The sequence below is a fragment of the Mycobacterium sp. 1081908.1 genome, from assembly GCF_001673535.1.
In the GTDB taxonomy this organism is placed as follows: domain Bacteria; phylum Actinomycetota; class Actinomycetes; order Mycobacteriales; family Mycobacteriaceae; genus Mycobacterium.
In genome coordinates this window covers 36,457-51,220 of the sequence record NZ_LZLY01000020.1, presented here as the reverse complement: position 1 = coordinate 51,220, position 14,764 = coordinate 36,457, and the positions used below count along the sequence as shown (strand labels likewise).

The 14,764-nt window shown below is 67.6% G+C and carries 15 protein-coding genes and 1 tRNA gene; 13 read left to right on the top strand and 3 right to left on the bottom strand.

Going from position 1 to position 14,764, the window contains the following annotated elements:
• Positions 1-81 precede the first annotated feature (81 nt).
• Positions 82-168: transfer RNA gene (locus A5655_RS03485), tRNA-Ser, on the bottom strand.
• Between the two features lie 37 nt (positions 169-205).
• Between A5655_RS03485 and A5655_RS03480 the strand changes: the two genes are divergently transcribed.
• Positions 206-1,174, top strand: coding sequence for an NAD(P)H-quinone oxidoreductase (locus A5655_RS03480; RefSeq protein WP_067005611.1), 969 nt, complete (start codon positions 206-208; stop codon positions 1,172-1,174).
• Positions 1,175-1,288: 114 nt separating this feature from the next.
• Here the strand turns inward: A5655_RS03480 and A5655_RS03475 are convergent, their stop codons facing one another.
• Positions 1,289-2,485 (bottom strand): cysteine desulfurase-like protein, encoded by a 1,197-nt coding sequence (locus A5655_RS03475; RefSeq protein WP_067005609.1) that lies wholly within the window; start codon positions 2,483-2,485, stop codon positions 1,289-1,291.
• Positions 2,486-2,607: 122 nt separating this feature from the next.
• Between A5655_RS03475 and A5655_RS03470 the strand changes: the two genes are divergently transcribed.
• From A5655_RS03470 to A5655_RS03445, 6 genes are read left to right on the top strand one after another with little or no spacing between them, the layout of a single operon-like run.
• Entirely contained in the window at positions 2,608-4,578 is a 1,971-nt protein-coding gene (locus A5655_RS03470) for a DUF6541 family protein (protein WP_067005607.1), read from the top strand.
• 12 nt (positions 4,579-4,590) lie between these two features.
• The gene (locus A5655_RS03465) at positions 4,591-5,130 is read left to right on the top strand and encodes a bacterial proteasome activator family protein (RefSeq protein WP_156764671.1); all 540 of its coding nucleotides are present in this window, start codon (positions 4,591-4,593) and stop codon (positions 5,128-5,130) included.
• Positions 5,131-5,134: 4 nt separating this feature from the next.
• Entirely contained in the window at positions 5,135-5,944 is an 810-nt protein-coding gene (locus A5655_RS03460; protein WP_067005605.1) for an ABC transporter ATP-binding protein, read from the top strand.
• Positions 5,941-6,855 (top strand): glycosyltransferase, encoded by a 915-nt coding sequence (locus A5655_RS03455; RefSeq protein ID WP_067005603.1) that lies wholly within the window; start codon positions 5,941-5,943, stop codon positions 6,853-6,855. Before A5655_RS03460 ends, A5655_RS03455 begins: the two co-directional genes overlap by 4 nt.
• Positions 6,852-7,682: an ABC transporter permease gene (locus tag A5655_RS03450; RefSeq protein ID WP_067005601.1), complete on the top strand. Its 831-nt coding sequence runs from the start codon at positions 6,852-6,854 to the stop codon at positions 7,680-7,682. The genes A5655_RS03455 and A5655_RS03450 overlap by 4 nt, the downstream gene beginning before the upstream one ends.
• 44 nt (positions 7,683-7,726) lie before the next feature.
• Positions 7,727-8,056, top strand: coding sequence for a hypothetical protein (locus A5655_RS03445; RefSeq protein WP_067005599.1), 330 nt, complete (start codon positions 7,727-7,729; stop codon positions 8,054-8,056).
• A gap of 24 nt (positions 8,057-8,080) precedes the next feature.
• Here A5655_RS03445 and A5655_RS03440 read toward each other — a convergent pair whose 3' ends face one another.
• A complete protein-coding gene (locus A5655_RS03440) occupies positions 8,081-8,833 on the bottom strand; it encodes an SHOCT domain-containing protein (RefSeq protein WP_067005597.1) in 753 nt (250 codons plus the stop codon).
• 159 nt (positions 8,834-8,992) lie between these two features.
• Here A5655_RS03440 and A5655_RS03435 point away from each other — a divergent pair, with 159 nt between their 5' ends.
• From A5655_RS03435 to A5655_RS03410, 6 genes are all read left to right on the top strand, one after another.
• Positions 8,993-9,532 carry a 6-carboxytetrahydropterin synthase gene (locus tag A5655_RS03435; RefSeq protein WP_197508580.1) on the top strand — a complete coding sequence of 180 codons (540 nt, stop codon included), beginning with the start codon at positions 8,993-8,995 and terminating at the stop codon, positions 9,530-9,532.
• A gap of 183 nt (positions 9,533-9,715) precedes the next feature.
• On the top strand, positions 9,716-10,195 hold the full coding sequence (locus A5655_RS03430) for a GreA/GreB family elongation factor (protein WP_067005595.1): 480 nt from the start codon (positions 9,716-9,718) through the stop codon (positions 10,193-10,195).
• 104 nt (positions 10,196-10,299) lie between these two features.
• Entirely contained in the window at positions 10,300-10,665 is a 366-nt protein-coding gene (locus A5655_RS03425; RefSeq protein WP_156764672.1) for a GtrA family protein, read from the top strand.
• A gap of 31 nt (positions 10,666-10,696) precedes the next feature.
• Positions 10,697-12,061, top strand: coding sequence for an FAD-binding oxidoreductase (locus A5655_RS03420; protein WP_067005591.1), 1,365 nt, complete (start codon positions 10,697-10,699; stop codon positions 12,059-12,061).
• Positions 12,062-12,826 (top strand): decaprenylphospho-beta-D-erythro-pentofuranosid-2-ulose 2-reductase, encoded by a 765-nt coding sequence (locus A5655_RS03415; RefSeq protein WP_067005589.1) that lies wholly within the window; start codon positions 12,062-12,064, stop codon positions 12,824-12,826. It abuts the gene before it with no gap.
• A 2-nt stretch (positions 12,827-12,828) separates the two neighbouring features.
• A complete protein-coding gene (locus A5655_RS03410) occupies positions 12,829-14,760 on the top strand; it encodes a galactan 5-O-arabinofuranosyltransferase (protein ID WP_067005587.1) in 1,932 nt (643 codons plus the stop codon).
• Positions 14,761-14,764: the final 4 nt, after the last annotated feature.

Genomic DNA, 14,764 nt, shown 5'->3' with positions numbered 1-14,764 from the left:
AGAAAACACCCCCAGCCAACAACTGAAGGTGTTCACTATGTCGCGAGACATCTGTCCTCGATGTCTCGCGACATCACACGGCGGTGGCGGAGGGATTTGAACCCCCGGACGGTTTTAGCCGTCTCTCGCTTTCAAGGCGAGTGCATTAGGCCGCTCTGCCACGCCACCGCTGCTAAGGGTAACCGGGACTAGTAACGTCGCCGCCATGCGCGCGATTGTCGCCGAATCCCCCGATCAACTGTCCTGGCAAGAGGTGCCCGACGTCACCGCCGGGCCCGGCGAGGTGCTGATCAAGGTCACCGCGGCCGGCGTCAACCGCGCCGACGTGCTGCAGGCCGCCGGCAAGTACCCGCCGCCGCCGGGGGCCAGCGAAACCATCGGCATGGAGGTGTCCGGCGTCGTCGCCGATGCGGGCGAGGGCGTCACGGATTGGCCTGCCGGACAAGAGGTTTGCGCGCTGCTGGCCGGCGGCGGCTACGCCGAATACGTCGCCGTGCCCGCCGGCCAGGTGATGCCCGTCCCCGACGGGGTGGACCTGGTCGACGCCGCCGGCCTGCCGGAGGTGGCGTGCACGGTGTGGTCGAACCTGGTGATGGTCGCGCACTTGGGTAAAGGCCAGCTGCTGCTGATGCACGGCGGGGCCAGCGGCATCGGCACCCACGCGATCCAGGTCGCGCGGGCGCTGGGCGCCCGGGTGGCCGTCACCGCCGGGTCGGCGGAGAAGCTGGAGTTCTGCCGCGAGCTGGGCGCGGAGATCACCATCAACTACCGCGACGAGGACTTCGTCGAGCGCCTGCAGGAAAACGGCGGGGCTGACGTGATTTTCGACATCATGGGCGCCGCGTACCTGGATCGCAACATCGACGCCCTGGCCACCGACGGGCAGCTGGTCATCATCGGCATGCAGGGCGGGATCAAGGGCGAGCTCAACATCGCCAAGCTGCTGATGAAGCGGGCGCGGGTGATCGGCACCACGCTGCGGGCCCGGCCGGTGACCGGGCCGAACAGCAAGACCGAGATCGTGCAGGCCGTGGCGGCGTCGGTGTGGCCGATGATCGCCGAGGGCAAGGTCCGGCCGATCATCGGCGCGCGCGTGCCCATCCGGCAGGCCGGTGAGGCGCACAAGAAGTTGGTCGCGGGCGAAGTGACCGGGAAGATCGTGCTGACGGTCTAGTCAGGGCATTGCGTGTGAATCCAGGGCGTTGCGTGTGCGCTCACGGCGGCGACACGCCGACGAGGGCCGCCCACAGTGCACACGCAAAAGCCCTGAGCGCACACGAAAAGCGATTCAGCCCAGCGACGCCAGGGCGCGCACCAGCTGGTCGACCTCGGCCGTCGTCGAGTAATGCGCCAGGCCGACCGTGACGGCGCCGCCGACGTCGTTGACGCCCAGCACGTCCAGCGCGCGCGAGCTTTCGTTCGAGATGGCCAGGATGCCGTTGTCCGCCAGGCGCTGCACCACGCGTTCCGCGGGCACGTCCTGCAGCGCGAAGCTGACCACCGGAATCCGCGCCTCCGGGCGGCCGATCACCATCACCAGGGGCAGCGACCGCAACGACACCATCAGGTAGTCGAAGACCCGGTTCAGATACGCAGTGGCCGACTGCGTCGAGACCGACAGGCGTTCGCGCCGGCTGCCGCGGGCCGACTCGTCGAGCGACGCGAGGTACTCGATGCTGGCGACCAACCCGGCCAGCAGGCCGAACTGATGAGCGCCGACCTCGAGACGCGCCGGGCCGACGGCCTGTGGATCGGACGACACCGCGCTGAACGAGTTGATCAGCGCCGGATCACGAAAGACCATCGCGCCGATCGGGGGACCGCCCCACGCCAGGGCGTTCACCGCGACGATGTCGGCGTCGGTCTCCTTGACGTCGAGCAGCCGGAACGGCGCCGCCGCGGAATGGTCGACCACCACCAGCCCGCCCACCTCGTGCACCAGCTTGGTCATCGCGCGCAGATCGGTGACCGTGCCCAGCGTCGCCGACGCCGACGCGACGGCGACCAGGCGCGTCGACTTCCCGATCAGGCTCTCCCACTGCCACGTCGGCAGCTCACCGGTCTCGATGTCGATCTCGGCCCATTTCACCTTGGCGCCGTAGCGATGCGCGGCGCGCAGCCACGGGGCGATGTTGGCCTCATCGTCGAGCCGGCTGACGATCACCTCGTAGCCCAGGCCGGCCCTTGACGACGACGCCTCGGCCAGCGACGACAACAGGATGGCGCGGTCGGCGCCCAGCACGACGCCCGCCGGGTCGGCGTTGAACAGGTCGGCGACGGCCGCCCGCGCGGCCTCCAGCACGGCGGCGCTGCGCCGCGCCGACGGGTGCGCCCCGACGGTGGTGGCGCCGGACCGGCGAAACGCCGTCGACACGGTGGTCGCGACGGAATCCGGGATGAGCATGCCGACCGGCGCGTCGAAGTGCACCCACCCGTCACCCAGCGACGGATGCAGTCCGCGCACCCGGGCGACGTCGTAAGCCATGACAGCCACCTTAAAGCTTCCGCAATTCAGCGAAAATTGTGACGGTAGCGGGTGCCCCCTCGGCAATCCAAGCCGGATGGTGGCTTGGCGAGCCGAGTCACCCGGGCAGCCATACTAGTCCAGTGGGCCTTTGGACCGGAACGCTGATCGCACTGTTCTTGCTGATCGCGCCGGGTGTGATCGTCGCGCGCATCACCCAGCTGACGTGGCCGGTGGCCATCGCGGTTGGGCCAGCGCTGACGTACGGCGTTGTGGCGCTGGCGATTATCCCCCTCGGCGCGCTCGGGATCCCGTGGAACGGATGGACCGCGCTCGCCGCGTTGGCGGTGGTGTGCGTGGTGGCGACGGGCTTGCAGCTGGCGCTCGCCCGGTACCGCGACACCGAGGCGGAAGCTCGCGGGGTCAGTCGATGGCCCGCGGTGACGGTGGCCGCCGGTGTGTTGCTGGGCGCGGCGCTGATCATGTGGGCGGGCTATCGCGGCCTCACGCACTGGCAGTCCATCCCGAGCACCTGGGACGCGGTCTGGCACGCGAACGAGGTGCGCTTCATGCTCGACACCGGCCAGGCGTCCTCGACGCACATGGGCGAGCTCCGCAACGTCGAGACCCACCAACCGCTGTACTACCCCTCGGTGTTCCACGCGTTGACGGCGGTCTACTGCCAGCTCACCGGCGCGGCGCCCACTACCGGCTACACGCTGAACTCGCTGGCCGCGTCGGTCTGGCTGTTCCCCTCGAGCGCGGCCACCCTCACCTGGTTCCTGCTGCGCCCCATCAGCAGCCAGTGGCGCGCGGCGAGCGTGTCCGCCACCGCCGCCGCGCTGTCGGCGTCGTTCACGTCGGTGCCCTACGTCGAGTTCGGCGTCGCGGCGATGCCCAACCTGGCCGCCTACGGCGTCGCGATCCCCACGTTCGTGCTGATCGCCTCGACCCTGCGGCACCGCGACCGCATCCCGGCGGCCGTGCTGGCGCTGGTCGGCGTCCTGTCCGTGCACCTGACCGGCGGCTTCATCGTCATCCTGTTCCTGCTGGCCTGGTGGCTCCTGGATGCCCTGTGGCGTCCCGTGCGCGGGCGCCTCACCGACGTGCTGACGCTGGCGGCCGTGGCCGTGCCCACCGCCGCGATCCTGGCGCCGCAGTTCATCGGCGTGCTGCGGCAGGCCGACATCATCGCCGGGCACGCGTTCCCCAGCTTCAAGAGCGTGAAGCAGGGGATCATCGACGCGTTGCTGCTGCACACCCGCCACCTCAACGACTTCCCGACCCAATACAGCCTGGTCGCGCTGGCGGCCATCGGCATGGCGATCCTGCTGTACAAGCGGATCTGGTGGCCGCCCGCCGTCTGGGTGGTGCTGACCGTCGCGACCATCTACTCCGGGGCGCCGTTTCGCAATCCCCTCGGCCGCGCCATCGAAGAGTTCAGCCAGTTCTTCTACAACGATCCGCGCCGGCTCTCGGCGGTGGTGACGATGCTGGCGACGCCGATGGCGGGCATCGCCCTGTTCGCGATCGTCGTGGGCGCTGTCGCCCTGGCCAAGCGGCTGACCGACCGATTCAAACGGCTTCCCGAGCCCTTGTGGACCGCCGCCACGGCGGTCCTTCTGCTGGTGGCCGTAGTGCTCGCCGGCCGGCAATACCTCTACCGGCACCTGGTGTTGTTCGGCGACAAGTACGACTCGGTGATCATCGACCAGCGAGACCTGATGGCGATGGCCTATCTCGCCAAGCAGCCGGGTGCCCGCGACACCGTGATCGGCAACTCCAACGTCGACGGCACCGCGTGGATGTACGCGGTGGCCGACCTGCACCCACTCTGGACCCACTACGACTTCCCGCAGCAGACCGGTCCGGGCTACTACCGCTACATCTTCTGGATCTCCGCGCGTAAGGGCGATTCCGATCCGAAGGTCGCCGAGGCGATTAAGGCGCTCAATATCAGGTACATACTGACCAGCACGCCCAACGTCAGAGGGTTTGCCACACCCGAAGGACTAGTGTCTCTGGATAGGTCGAAGTCGTGGACGCTGATCTACGACAATGGCGGGGCCCGAATCTACGAGTGGCGCGATGACACCGCGGCGCCACACCCTTAGACGCACAAGAGGATGGTGAACGGATTGACTAACGGCAACGACGGCCCGGACGCCGACGGCATCGAGGTGATCGGGGGCGTCGATCCGCGGATCATGGCGCTGCGTGACGCCGACGACGACTCGGACGAGCGCTCCCTGACCGACCTGGTCGAGCAGCCCGCCAAGGTGATGCGGATCGGCACGATGATCAAGCAACTGCTCGAGGAGGTGCGCGCCGCCCCGCTGGACGAGGCCAGCCGCAACCGGCTGCGCGACATCCACGCCACCAGCATCCGCGAGCTCGAGGACGGCCTGGCGCCGGAGCTGCGCGAGGAGCTCGACCGGCTCACCCTGCCGTTCAGCGAGGACTCCGCGCCGTCGGACGCCGAGTTGCGCATCGCGCAGGCTCAGCTGGTCGGCTGGTTGGAAGGGCTGTTCCACGGTATCCAGACCGCGCTGTTCGCTCAGCAGATGGCCGCGCGTGCGCAACTGGAGCAGATGCGCCAGGGGGCGCTTCCCCCGGGCATCCGGTCGGGCCACGGCCCGGGTTCGGGCACCGGGCAATACCTGTAAGCACATGACGCTGCCGGAGCCGGGCCCGCACATCGAGACGCGCGACGCGTGGGTGGAATTTCCCATCTTCGACGCCAAGTCGCGGTCGTTGAAGAAGGCGTTCCTGGGCAAGGCGGGCGGCACGATCGGTCGTAACAGTTCCAACGTCGTCGTCGTCGAGGCGTTGCGCGACATCACCATGAAGCTCGAGTTGGGCGACCGGGTCGGCCTCGTCGGCCACAACGGGGCCGGGAAATCGACGCTGCTGCGCCTACTTTCGGGCATCTACGAGCCCACCCGCGGGTGGGCGAAGGTCACCGGCCGGGTCGCGCCGGTCTTCGACCTCGGGGTCGGCATGGACCCGGAGATCTCGGGCTACGAGAACATCATCATCCGCGGCCTGTTCCTCGGGCAGACCCGAAAGCAGATGCTGTCCAAGGTCGACGAGATCGCCGAGTTCACCGAGCTGGGCGACTACCTGTCGATGCCGCTGCGCACCTACTCCACCGGGATGCGGGTCCGGCTGGCGATGGGCGTGGTCACCAGCATCGACCCCGAGATCCTGCTGCTCGACGAGGGCATCGGCGCGGTGGACGCCGACTTCCTGAAGAAGGCGCAGACCCGGCTGCAGCGCCTGGTGGAGCGCTCCGGAATCCTGGTGTTCGCAAGCCATTCCAACGAATTCCTGGCCCGGCTGTGCAAGACGGCGATGTGGATCGATCACGGCGTCATCCGCATGTCCGGCGGCATCGAGGACGTGGTGCGCGCGTACGAGGGCGAGGACGCGGCGCGGCACGTGCGCGAGGTGCTGGCCGAGACCGCCGGGCAGCCATGAGCGAGACGATCTTCGCCGTCGTGGTCACCCACCGGCGACCCGACGAGCTCGCCAAATCGTTGGATGTGCTCAGCACGCAATCCCGGTTACCCGATCACCTGATCGTTGTCGACAACGACGGGCCCGGCGATAACCGGGTCCGGGATCTGGTTGCCGGCCAACCGATTTCGACGACCTATTTGAGCTCACGCCGAAACCTCGGCGGCGCCGGCGGTTTCGCGCTGGGCATGCTGCACGCGCTGGCGCAGGGCGCCGACTGGGTGTGGCTCGCCGACGACGACGGGCGACCGCAGGACTCGCACGTGCTGGCCACGCTGCTGGCCTGCGCCGAGAAGTATGGGCTGGCCGAGGTGTCGCCGATGGTGTGCAACATGGACGACCCGGAGCGGCTGGCGTTCCCGCTGCGACGCGGACTGGTATGGCGTAGGCGCGCAAGCGAATTGCGCACCGAAGATGGGCAGGATCTGCTGCGCGGGATCGCGTCGTTGTTCAACGGCGCGCTGTTCAAGGCGTCGACGCTGGAATCGATCGGCGTGCCGGACCTGCGGCTGTTCGTTCGCGGCGACGAGGTGGAAATGCACCGCCGCCTGGTTCGCTCCGGCCTGCCGTTCGGCACCTGCCTCGACGCGGTCTATCTGCATCCGTGCGGGTCCGACGAGTTCAAGCCGATCCTGGGCGGCCGGATGCATACGCAGTATCCCGACGACCCCACCAAGCGGTTCTTCACCTACCGCAACCGCGGCTACCTGATGGCGCAGCCGGGCCTGCGCAAGCTCTTGTTCCAGGAGTGGGTCCGATTCGGCTGGTTCTTCCTGGTGACCCGTCGCGACCCCAAGGGTCTTTCTGATTGGATTCAGTTGCGCCGCTTGGGCCGTCGCGAGCGCTTCGGCAAGCCTGGAGGAACCCGTTGACGTTCATTGACGCCGCCGCGCAATCGCGGACCTTCACCCGCGCGCGCAACGACCTGGTCGACGGCTTCCGCCGGCACGAGCTATGGCTGCACCTGGGCTGGCAGGACATCAAGCAGCGCTACCGCCGCTCGGTGCTGGGACCGTTCTGGATCACCATCGCCACCGGCACCACGGCCGTCGCGATGGGTGGCCTGTACTCGAAGCTGTTCCACCTGGACCTGGCGGTGCACCTGCCCTACGTGACGCTCGGTCTGATCATCTGGAACCTGATCAACGCCTCGATCCTGGAGGGCGCCGACGTGTTCGTCGCCAACGAGGGGCTGATCAAGCAGCTGCCCACGCCGCTGTCCGTGCACGTCTACCGGCTGGTGTGGCGGCAGACGTTACTGTTCGCGCACAACATCGTCATCTACGTCGTCGTCGCGATCATCTTTCCCAAGCCGTGGTCGTGGGCCGACCTCTCGGTCATCCCGGCGCTGGCGCTGATCGTGCTCAATTCCATCTGGGTGTCACTGTGTTTCGGCATCCTGGCCACCCGTTACCGCGACATCGGTCCGTTGCTGTTCTCGATCGTGCAGCTGCTGTTCTTCATGACGCCGATCATCTGGAACGACGACACGCTGCGGCAGCAGGGCGCCGGCCGCTGGGCGAGCATCGTCGAACTCAACCCGCTGCTGCACTACCTCGATATCGTCCGCGCCCCGCTGCTGGGCTCCCATCAGGAACTGCGGCACTGGGTGGTGGTGCTGGTGCTGACCGTCGTCGGGTGGCTGCTGGCGGCCTTCGGAATGCGGCAGTACCGCGCCCGGGTGCCGTACTGGGTTTAGTCTTTTTGCGATCGGTAGGCGGCCCGTCGCCGTTTAATGGCGGCATGAACACCAACGCTCACCGGATCAAGCGGTTAGCCGCCGGCACGCTGCTGTCGGGTGGCACCGCGCTCGCCGCCCTTGGGCTCGCCACGGGAACGGCCCACGCCTTCACCTATCCGAAGTCGATCTGCAACTACCACGCGTGCAGCTATATCTGGTGCCCGGACATGCCCTTGCCGCAGCCCAGCGGGGGGACGCCGAATTGGGACATGAACGCTTGTCACCACTTCATGTTCGGCATCATGAGCCCGAATTCCCAGCCGTGGGTCAGCAACGGCGGAGTCAATCGTCAGGTTGCTCCCATGATCATCGAAGGCGATCCGGGACCGTAAGCCGGCGCCGCCAAGCGCGGCGCCTCATATTTCGCCGATGATCTTCTCTCGCTTGGCCGCGTATTCGGCGTCGGAGATCACGCCCGAGGCGCGCAGCGCCTCCAGCTCCTGCAGGCGCTGGGCGGCCGAAGGTTGCGGTGGTGCGAACGGCGCGCCGCCGGCCATGCCGCCCGTGATCTTGCCCCCGGTGATCACCGTCGGGGTGGTCGGGCGCAGCTCGTCGATCACGCGCTGGCTCGGAGCGTCCCGCGCGACCATGAACTTGTGCGGGAACCCTGCGCCCGGATTGTTGCGCGCCGCAGCCGACAGGTAGCGGTTCCCGCCACCTTCGATCGGCAGGAAGAGGATCAGCATTTGCCGGTCGTCGGGCACCCCCATGCTGCGTTGCATCTGCGGAGTACCGAAGCTGGCGCGAAAGCCGCGGTCCCAGACTTTGAGGACGTTGCCCGGGACGAGCTGGCCCCCGTTGCGTTTGTCCTCGAGCGCGTACACGCGGGCCGCCGTGACGGCGAGGATGAAGCTGTCCGGCAGGCCGGCCATCTCCATGTACTTCGCCATCCCGCCGACGTTCGTCATGGCGGGCATCGCCCGACTCATCTTCCGGCTCACGCGCATCCCCCAGCGGGTGACCGCGCCGACACCGACCGCCTCGGCCGTCATGGCGTCCGTCACCTGCTCGAATCGTGTTGCTGCCACCACAGCTTCGGGAACGACCGTTGCGGCGACGCTGGCGGCCTGCTGGTTGATCAGTAGTTCTTCCTCGGATAACGCCTTCATGTCGACTCCTGCGGTACTCCTCGATCAGCGAATGGTCTCACGCGCAAGTCGCGTAGCGGCCGGAATCGACAACGCCGCCGACCACCTCTGGTCGGCGCCTGCTCGATGCGCCAAGGATCTTTCAAGGATCCGTCAAGGCGCCGACCCGACGCTGCACTCATGAGTCACATTGCCTTCGACGACGACGTGTACGTCGCCACCATTCATCGCGCCGACACACCGATCGGCAGGGCGGCGCGGTTCCACATGCGCAAGCTCTTCGACGAGCTCCCGTGCTGCCATCGTTCGTGGGCCAATCGGGGGAAGCGTTTCTTCCTGCACGGCTACGAGCGGAGCTTCCAGGTCGAGTTCGCTTGCGCCGAAACCGAACCCGGCACCGGCCTGGTGGTCGACGGCGGCGCCGTCGCCGAAGTGCGGTCGGCGCTGCGATACCAGTTCGACCACACCACTCTGATCGCACAGGACGACCCGCAGCGCGACCTGTTCGAGCTGCTCGCCGAGCGGGGCGTCGTCGATCTGCGGATCATGGACAACACCGGCATGGAGGGTTCGGCGGCCTGGGTGTTCGAGACCGCCGAGCGGATCGTCGCCCTGGCGACCGGCGGCCGGGTGTGGGTGTCCGCGGTCGAGGCGCGCGAGAGCCGCAACAATGTCGTCACCCTGACCGCGGGGCCGGTGACGGCCCGGGGCTGGGCGTAGCGGCGCGGGCCTCCGATGCCGTCCGGCGCGCGCTAGCAAACGAGGATAGATCGGCCGCGCTACTGGGTATGTGTACAACACCCAAGTTCACCTGCGCGTAAGGTGGCGGCTGCCCTGGTGGTGGTGCAACACTGTAGCGCTACAGGTCAGCAAGTGACGGCAGACAGGATCGGGTCGACTGACGTGAGCAAAAAAGCAAAGTCGGCGGCGGACGCGGCGCGGGAAAACCTCGCCGCGGAGCTGGACCGGCTAAAGCAGCGGCGCGATCGCCTCGAGGTCGAGGTCAAAAACGACCGCGGCATGGTTGGCGACCACGGAGACGCGGCCGAGGCCATACAACGCGCCGACGAGCTCGTCGTCCTCGGCGATCGGATCAACGAACTGGACCGGCGCCTGCGCAGCGGACCGGCGCCCTCGGACGACTCCGAAACGCTGCCCGGCGGCACCGAGGTCACGCTGCGGTTCCCCGACGGGGAAGTCGTCACCATGCACGTGATTTCCATCGTCGAAGAGACCCCCATCGGCCGCGAGGCCGAGACGTTGACCGCGCGCAGCCCGTTGGGGCAGGCCCTGGCGGGGCACAAGGCCGGCGACACCGTGACCTACACGACGCCGCAAGGGGAAAACCAGGTCGAGCTCATCTCGGTGAAGCTGCCCCGCTAACTGATCCATGCCGTCGGCGCGGCCCCGATAGACTCGCCGCAATGATCCCCCCAGAACCTGGCGCCGCTGCCGCGCGCCCACACCTGGGTCTGACGACACAGGTGATGCGTTTCGTCGTCACCGGCGGTCTGGCCGGGATCGTCGACTTCGGTCTCTACCTGGTGCTCTACAAAGCGGTGGGGCTGCAGGTCGACCTTTCGAAAGCGACCAGTTTCATCGTCGGCACCATCACCGCCTACCTGATCAACCGGCGCTGGACGTTTCAGGCAGCGCCGAGCACCGCGCGCTTCGTCGCGGTCATGGTGCTCTACGCCGTCACCTTCTCGGTGCAGGTCGGCCTCAACCACCTCAGCCTCGCGCTTCTGCACTACCGGAGCTGGGCCATACCCGTCGCGTTCGTGATCGCACAGGGCACGGCGACGGTGATCAACTTCATCGTGCAGCGAGCCGTTATCTTCCGCATCCGCTGACCGAACCGGCCAAGCGGTACCCTCTTTGACGATGTTCACCACCAAGCGGCTCGCGGGCTGGGGCCGCACCGCGCCCTCCGTGGCGACGGTGCTTTCCACGCCAGACCCGGAGGAGATCGCCAAAGCCGTGGCCAACACGGCCGACTCGGGCGGGCGCGGCGTGATCGCCCGCGGCCTGGGCCGTTCCTACGGCGACAACGCCCAAAACGGCGGGGGCCTGGTGATCGACATGACCGCGCTGAACACCATTCATTCCCTCAGCGCCGACACCAAGCTGGCCGACCTCGATGCCGGTGTCAACCTCGACCAACTGATGAGGGCGGCGCTGCCGTTCGGCTTGTGGGTGCCGGTGCTGCCGGGCACTCGCCAGGTCACCATCGGCGGCGCGATCGCCTGCGACATACACGGCAAGAATCATCACAGCGCGGGCAGCTTCGGCAACCACGTGCGCAGCATGGACCTGCTGACCGCCGACGGCCAGGTACGCCACCTCACCCCGACCGGTGAGGATTCCGAGCTGTTCTGGGCCACGGTTGGGGGCAACGGCCTCACGGGAATCATCCTCAGGGCGACCGTCGAGATGACACCAACGGAGACCGCCTATTTCATCGCCGACGGCGACGTCACCAACAGCCTCGAGGAAACCATCGCATTTCACAGCGACGGCAGCGAGGCCAACTACACATACTCCAGCGCGTGGTTCGATGCGATCAGCGCACCACCCAAATTGGGGCGGGCAGTGATATCGCGGGGATCGCTGGCCACACTCGACCAACTCCCGGACAAGCTGCGAAAGAACCCCCTCAAATTCGATGCGCCGCAGTACTTCACGACACCCGACATATTCCCGAACGGCCTCGGCAACAAGCTGATCTTCGGCGCGGCTACCCGGCTGTGGTACCGCACGGGCAGCACTTACCGGGGCAAGGCACAGAACCTGACGCAGTTCTACCACCCGCTCGACATGGTCGGCGAGTGGAATCGGGCCTACGGGCCGGCCGGCTTTACTCAGTACCAATTCGTGGTACCCACCAATGCGGTCGATGAATTCAAGCGAATAATCGGCGACATCCAGAAGTCCGGGCACTACTCGTGGCTCAACGTGTTCAAGCTATTCGGACCGGGTAACCGGGCGCCCCTGAGCTTTCCAATTCCCGGCTGGAACGTGTGCGTCGACTTCCGGGTCAAGCCGGGTCTGAACGAGTTCCTCAACGAACTCGACCGCAGGGTCCTGGAATTCGGTGGCCGGGTCTATACGGCCAAGGATTCGCGCACCACCGCCGAAACCTTCCACGCCATGTATCCGCGCATCGACGAATGGATCGCCGTGCGCCGCAAGGTCGATCCCCTGCGGGTGTTCGCCTCCGACATGGCCCGACGCTTGGAGTTGTTGTAGATGGTGCTCGACGCCGTGGGAAATCCGCAGACCATCCTCCTGCTCGGTGGCACCTCCGAGATCGGCCTGGCCATCTGCGAACGCTACCTGCAGAACGCGCACGCGCGAATCATCTTGGCGGCCATGCCGAACGACCCGGGCCGCGACGACGCGGTGGCCCAGATGAAGGCCGCGGGCGCCCGGTCGGTGCAGCTGATCGACTTCGAGGCCACCGACACCGAAACCCACCCGAAGATGATCGACCAGGCCTTCTCCGACGGTGACGTCGACGTGGCCATCGTGGCGTTCGGCATCCTCGGCGACGCCGAGGAGCTCTGGCAGAACCAGCACAAGGCCGTGCTGGCCGCCGAAATCAACTACACCGCAGCCGTTTCCGTCGGCGTGCTGCTGGGCGGGAAGATGCGCGCGCAGGGCTTCGGCCAGATCATCGCGATGAGCACGGTGGCCGGCGAGCGGGTGCGGCGGTCCAACTTCGTCTACGGCTCCACCAAGGCCGGCCTGGATGGCTTCTACCTGGGACTGGGAGAAGCGCTGCGCGAGTACGGGGTCCGCGTGCTGGTGATCCGCCCGGGCCAGGTGCGAACCCGGATGAGCGCGCACGTCAAGGAGGCGCCGCTCACCGTCGACAAGGAGTACGTCGCCAACCTCGCGGTGACCGCGTCCGCAAAAGGTAAGGAATTGGTTTGGGCGCCAGCGGCATTCAGGTACGTGATGATGGTGTTGCGGCACATCCCGCGGAGCGTTTTCCGCAAGCTGCCAATCTAACCATGCGTAACGCGCTGGCCACCCTCGGCCAGATGGTCGCCGCGGTGGCGGTCGCCGTCGCCGCGGCGGTGCCGTCGCTGATCGCGATCGCCGGCGTGCAATGGCCCGCCTACCCGTCGTCGAACCAGCTGCACGCGCTGACCACCGTCGGGCAGGTGGGCTGCCTGGCCGGGCTGGTCGCCGTCGCCTGGCTGTGGCGCCGCGGACGGCATCGGACCCTCGTCCAGCTGGGCGGGCTGGTCTTCGTCTCCGCCTTCACGGTCGTGACGCTCGGCATGCCGCTGGGTGCCACCAAGCTGTATCTGTTCGGCATCTCGGTGGATCAGCAGTTCCGCACCGAATACCTGACCCGGCTCGCCGACAGCCCCGCGCTGCACGACATGACCTACCTCGGGCTGCCGACGTTCTATCCGCCGGGCTGGTTCTGGATCGGCGGTCGCGTCGCGGCGCTGACGGGAACGCCGGCCTGGGAGATGTACAAACCGTGGGCGATCACCTCGATCACCATCGCGGTGGCCGTCGCGCTGGTGCTGTGGTGGCGGATGATCCGCTTCGAGTACGCGCTGATCGTCACCACCGCCACCGCCGCGGTGACGCTGGCCTACGGCTCGCCGGAGCCCTACTCCGCGATGATCACGGTGCTCTTTCCGCCGGTGCTGGTGCTGACGTGGTCGGGGTTGCGCGCCGGCGAGCGTGCGGCTGGCCGCACACTCGAGCCCGAGCGTGAAGCTGGCCGCACGCTCGGCGCACCGCCGGCGGCGCAAGGCTGGGCCGCGGTCGTCGGCGCCGGGTTGTTCCTCGGCTGGACGGCCACCTGGTACACGCTGCTGTTCGGCTTGAGCGCGTTCACGATCGCGCTGATGGGGATGCTGTTGGCCAGCGCGCGCTGGCGGAGCCGCGGCTTCGGCGCCGCGCTGGACCCGCTTCGCCGGCTCGCGGTGATCGCGGCCATCGCGGCGGCCATCGCCAGCACCACCTGGCTGCCGTTCCTGTTGCGCGTGGCGAGCAGCCCGGTCAGCAACAGCGGCAGTGCCCTGCACTACCTCCCGGCCGACGGCGCCGAGCTGACATTCCCGATGCTGCAGTTCTCGCTGCTGGGAGCGATCTGCATGCTGGGCGCCCTGTGGCTCGTGGTGCGTGCGCGATCGTCGGTGCGGGCGGGCGCCCTGGCTATCGGCGTGTTGGCCGTCTACCTGTGGTCGCTCTTGTCGATGCTGACCACGCTGGCGCGCACGACGCTGTTGTCGTTCCGGCTGCAGCCCACGCTGACCGTCCTGCTGGTCGCCGCGGGGGCATTCGGCTTCGTGGAGGCCGTCAAACACCTCGCCCCGCGCAGCCGCGCCCTCGCCCCCGTGGCCGGCGCCATCGGCCTGGCCGCCGCGATCGCGTTCAGCCAGGACATCCCCGACGTGCTGCGGCCGGACCTGACCATTGCCTACACGGACACCGATGGCCACGGCCAGCGCGGCGATCGCCGCCCGCCGAGCTCCGAGAAGTTCTACGCCGAGATCGACGCGGCCATCCTCAAGGTGACCGGCAAGCCGCGCGACCAGATCGTGGTGATGACCGCCGACTACAGCTTCCTGTCGTACTACCCCTATTGGGGATTCCAGGGGCTGACGTCGCATTACGCCAACCCGCTGGCGCAGTTCGACCTGCGGGCCGCGCAGATCGAGAAGTGGTCCAAGCTCAAGACCCCCGACGAGTTCCTCCACGCGCTGGACACCTCGCCGTGGCCGCCGCCGACGGTGTTTCTGATGCGCCGCGGCGCGAACAGCAACTACACGTTGCGGCTGGCCCAGGACGTGTACCCCAACCAGCCCAACGTCCGCCGCTACACCGTGGACTTGCCGGCCGCGCTGTTCGCCGATCCCCGTTTCGTCGTCGACACCGTCGGCCCCTTCGTGCTGGCCGTCCGCAAGCCGGCGGTGTAACGGC

Coding starts and splice junctions, on each gene's coding strand:
- A5655_RS03415 (WP_067005589.1), top strand. CDS start 12,062: ATGGTGCTCGACGCCGTGGGAAATCCGCAGACCATCCTCCTGCTCGGT.
- A5655_RS03425 (WP_156764672.1), top strand. CDS start 10,300: ATGCGTTTCGTCGTCACCGGCGGTCTGGCCGGGATCGTCGACTTCGGT.
- A5655_RS03445 (WP_067005599.1), top strand. CDS start 7,727: ATGAACACCAACGCTCACCGGATCAAGCGGTTAGCCGCCGGCACGCTG.
- A5655_RS03410 (WP_067005587.1), top strand. CDS start 12,829: ATGCGTAACGCGCTGGCCACCCTCGGCCAGATGGTCGCCGCGGTGGCG.
- A5655_RS03455 (WP_067005603.1), top strand. CDS start 5,941: ATGAGCGAGACGATCTTCGCCGTCGTGGTCACCCACCGGCGACCCGAC.
- A5655_RS03475 (WP_067005609.1), bottom strand. CDS start 2,485: ATGGCTTACGACGTCGCCCGGGTGCGCGGACTGCATCCGTCGCTGGGT.
- A5655_RS03460 (WP_067005605.1), top strand. CDS start 5,135: ATGACGCTGCCGGAGCCGGGCCCGCACATCGAGACGCGCGACGCGTGG.
- A5655_RS03420 (WP_067005591.1), top strand. CDS start 10,697: ATGTTCACCACCAAGCGGCTCGCGGGCTGGGGCCGCACCGCGCCCTCC.
- A5655_RS03440 (WP_067005597.1), bottom strand. CDS start 8,833: ATGAAGGCGTTATCCGAGGAAGAACTACTGATCAACCAGCAGGCCGCC.
- A5655_RS03480 (WP_067005611.1), top strand. CDS start 206: ATGCGCGCGATTGTCGCCGAATCCCCCGATCAACTGTCCTGGCAAGAG.
- A5655_RS03465 (WP_156764671.1), top strand. CDS start 4,591: ATGGTGAACGGATTGACTAACGGCAACGACGGCCCGGACGCCGACGGC.
- A5655_RS03435 (WP_197508580.1), top strand. CDS start 8,993: ATGAGTCACATTGCCTTCGACGACGACGTGTACGTCGCCACCATTCAT.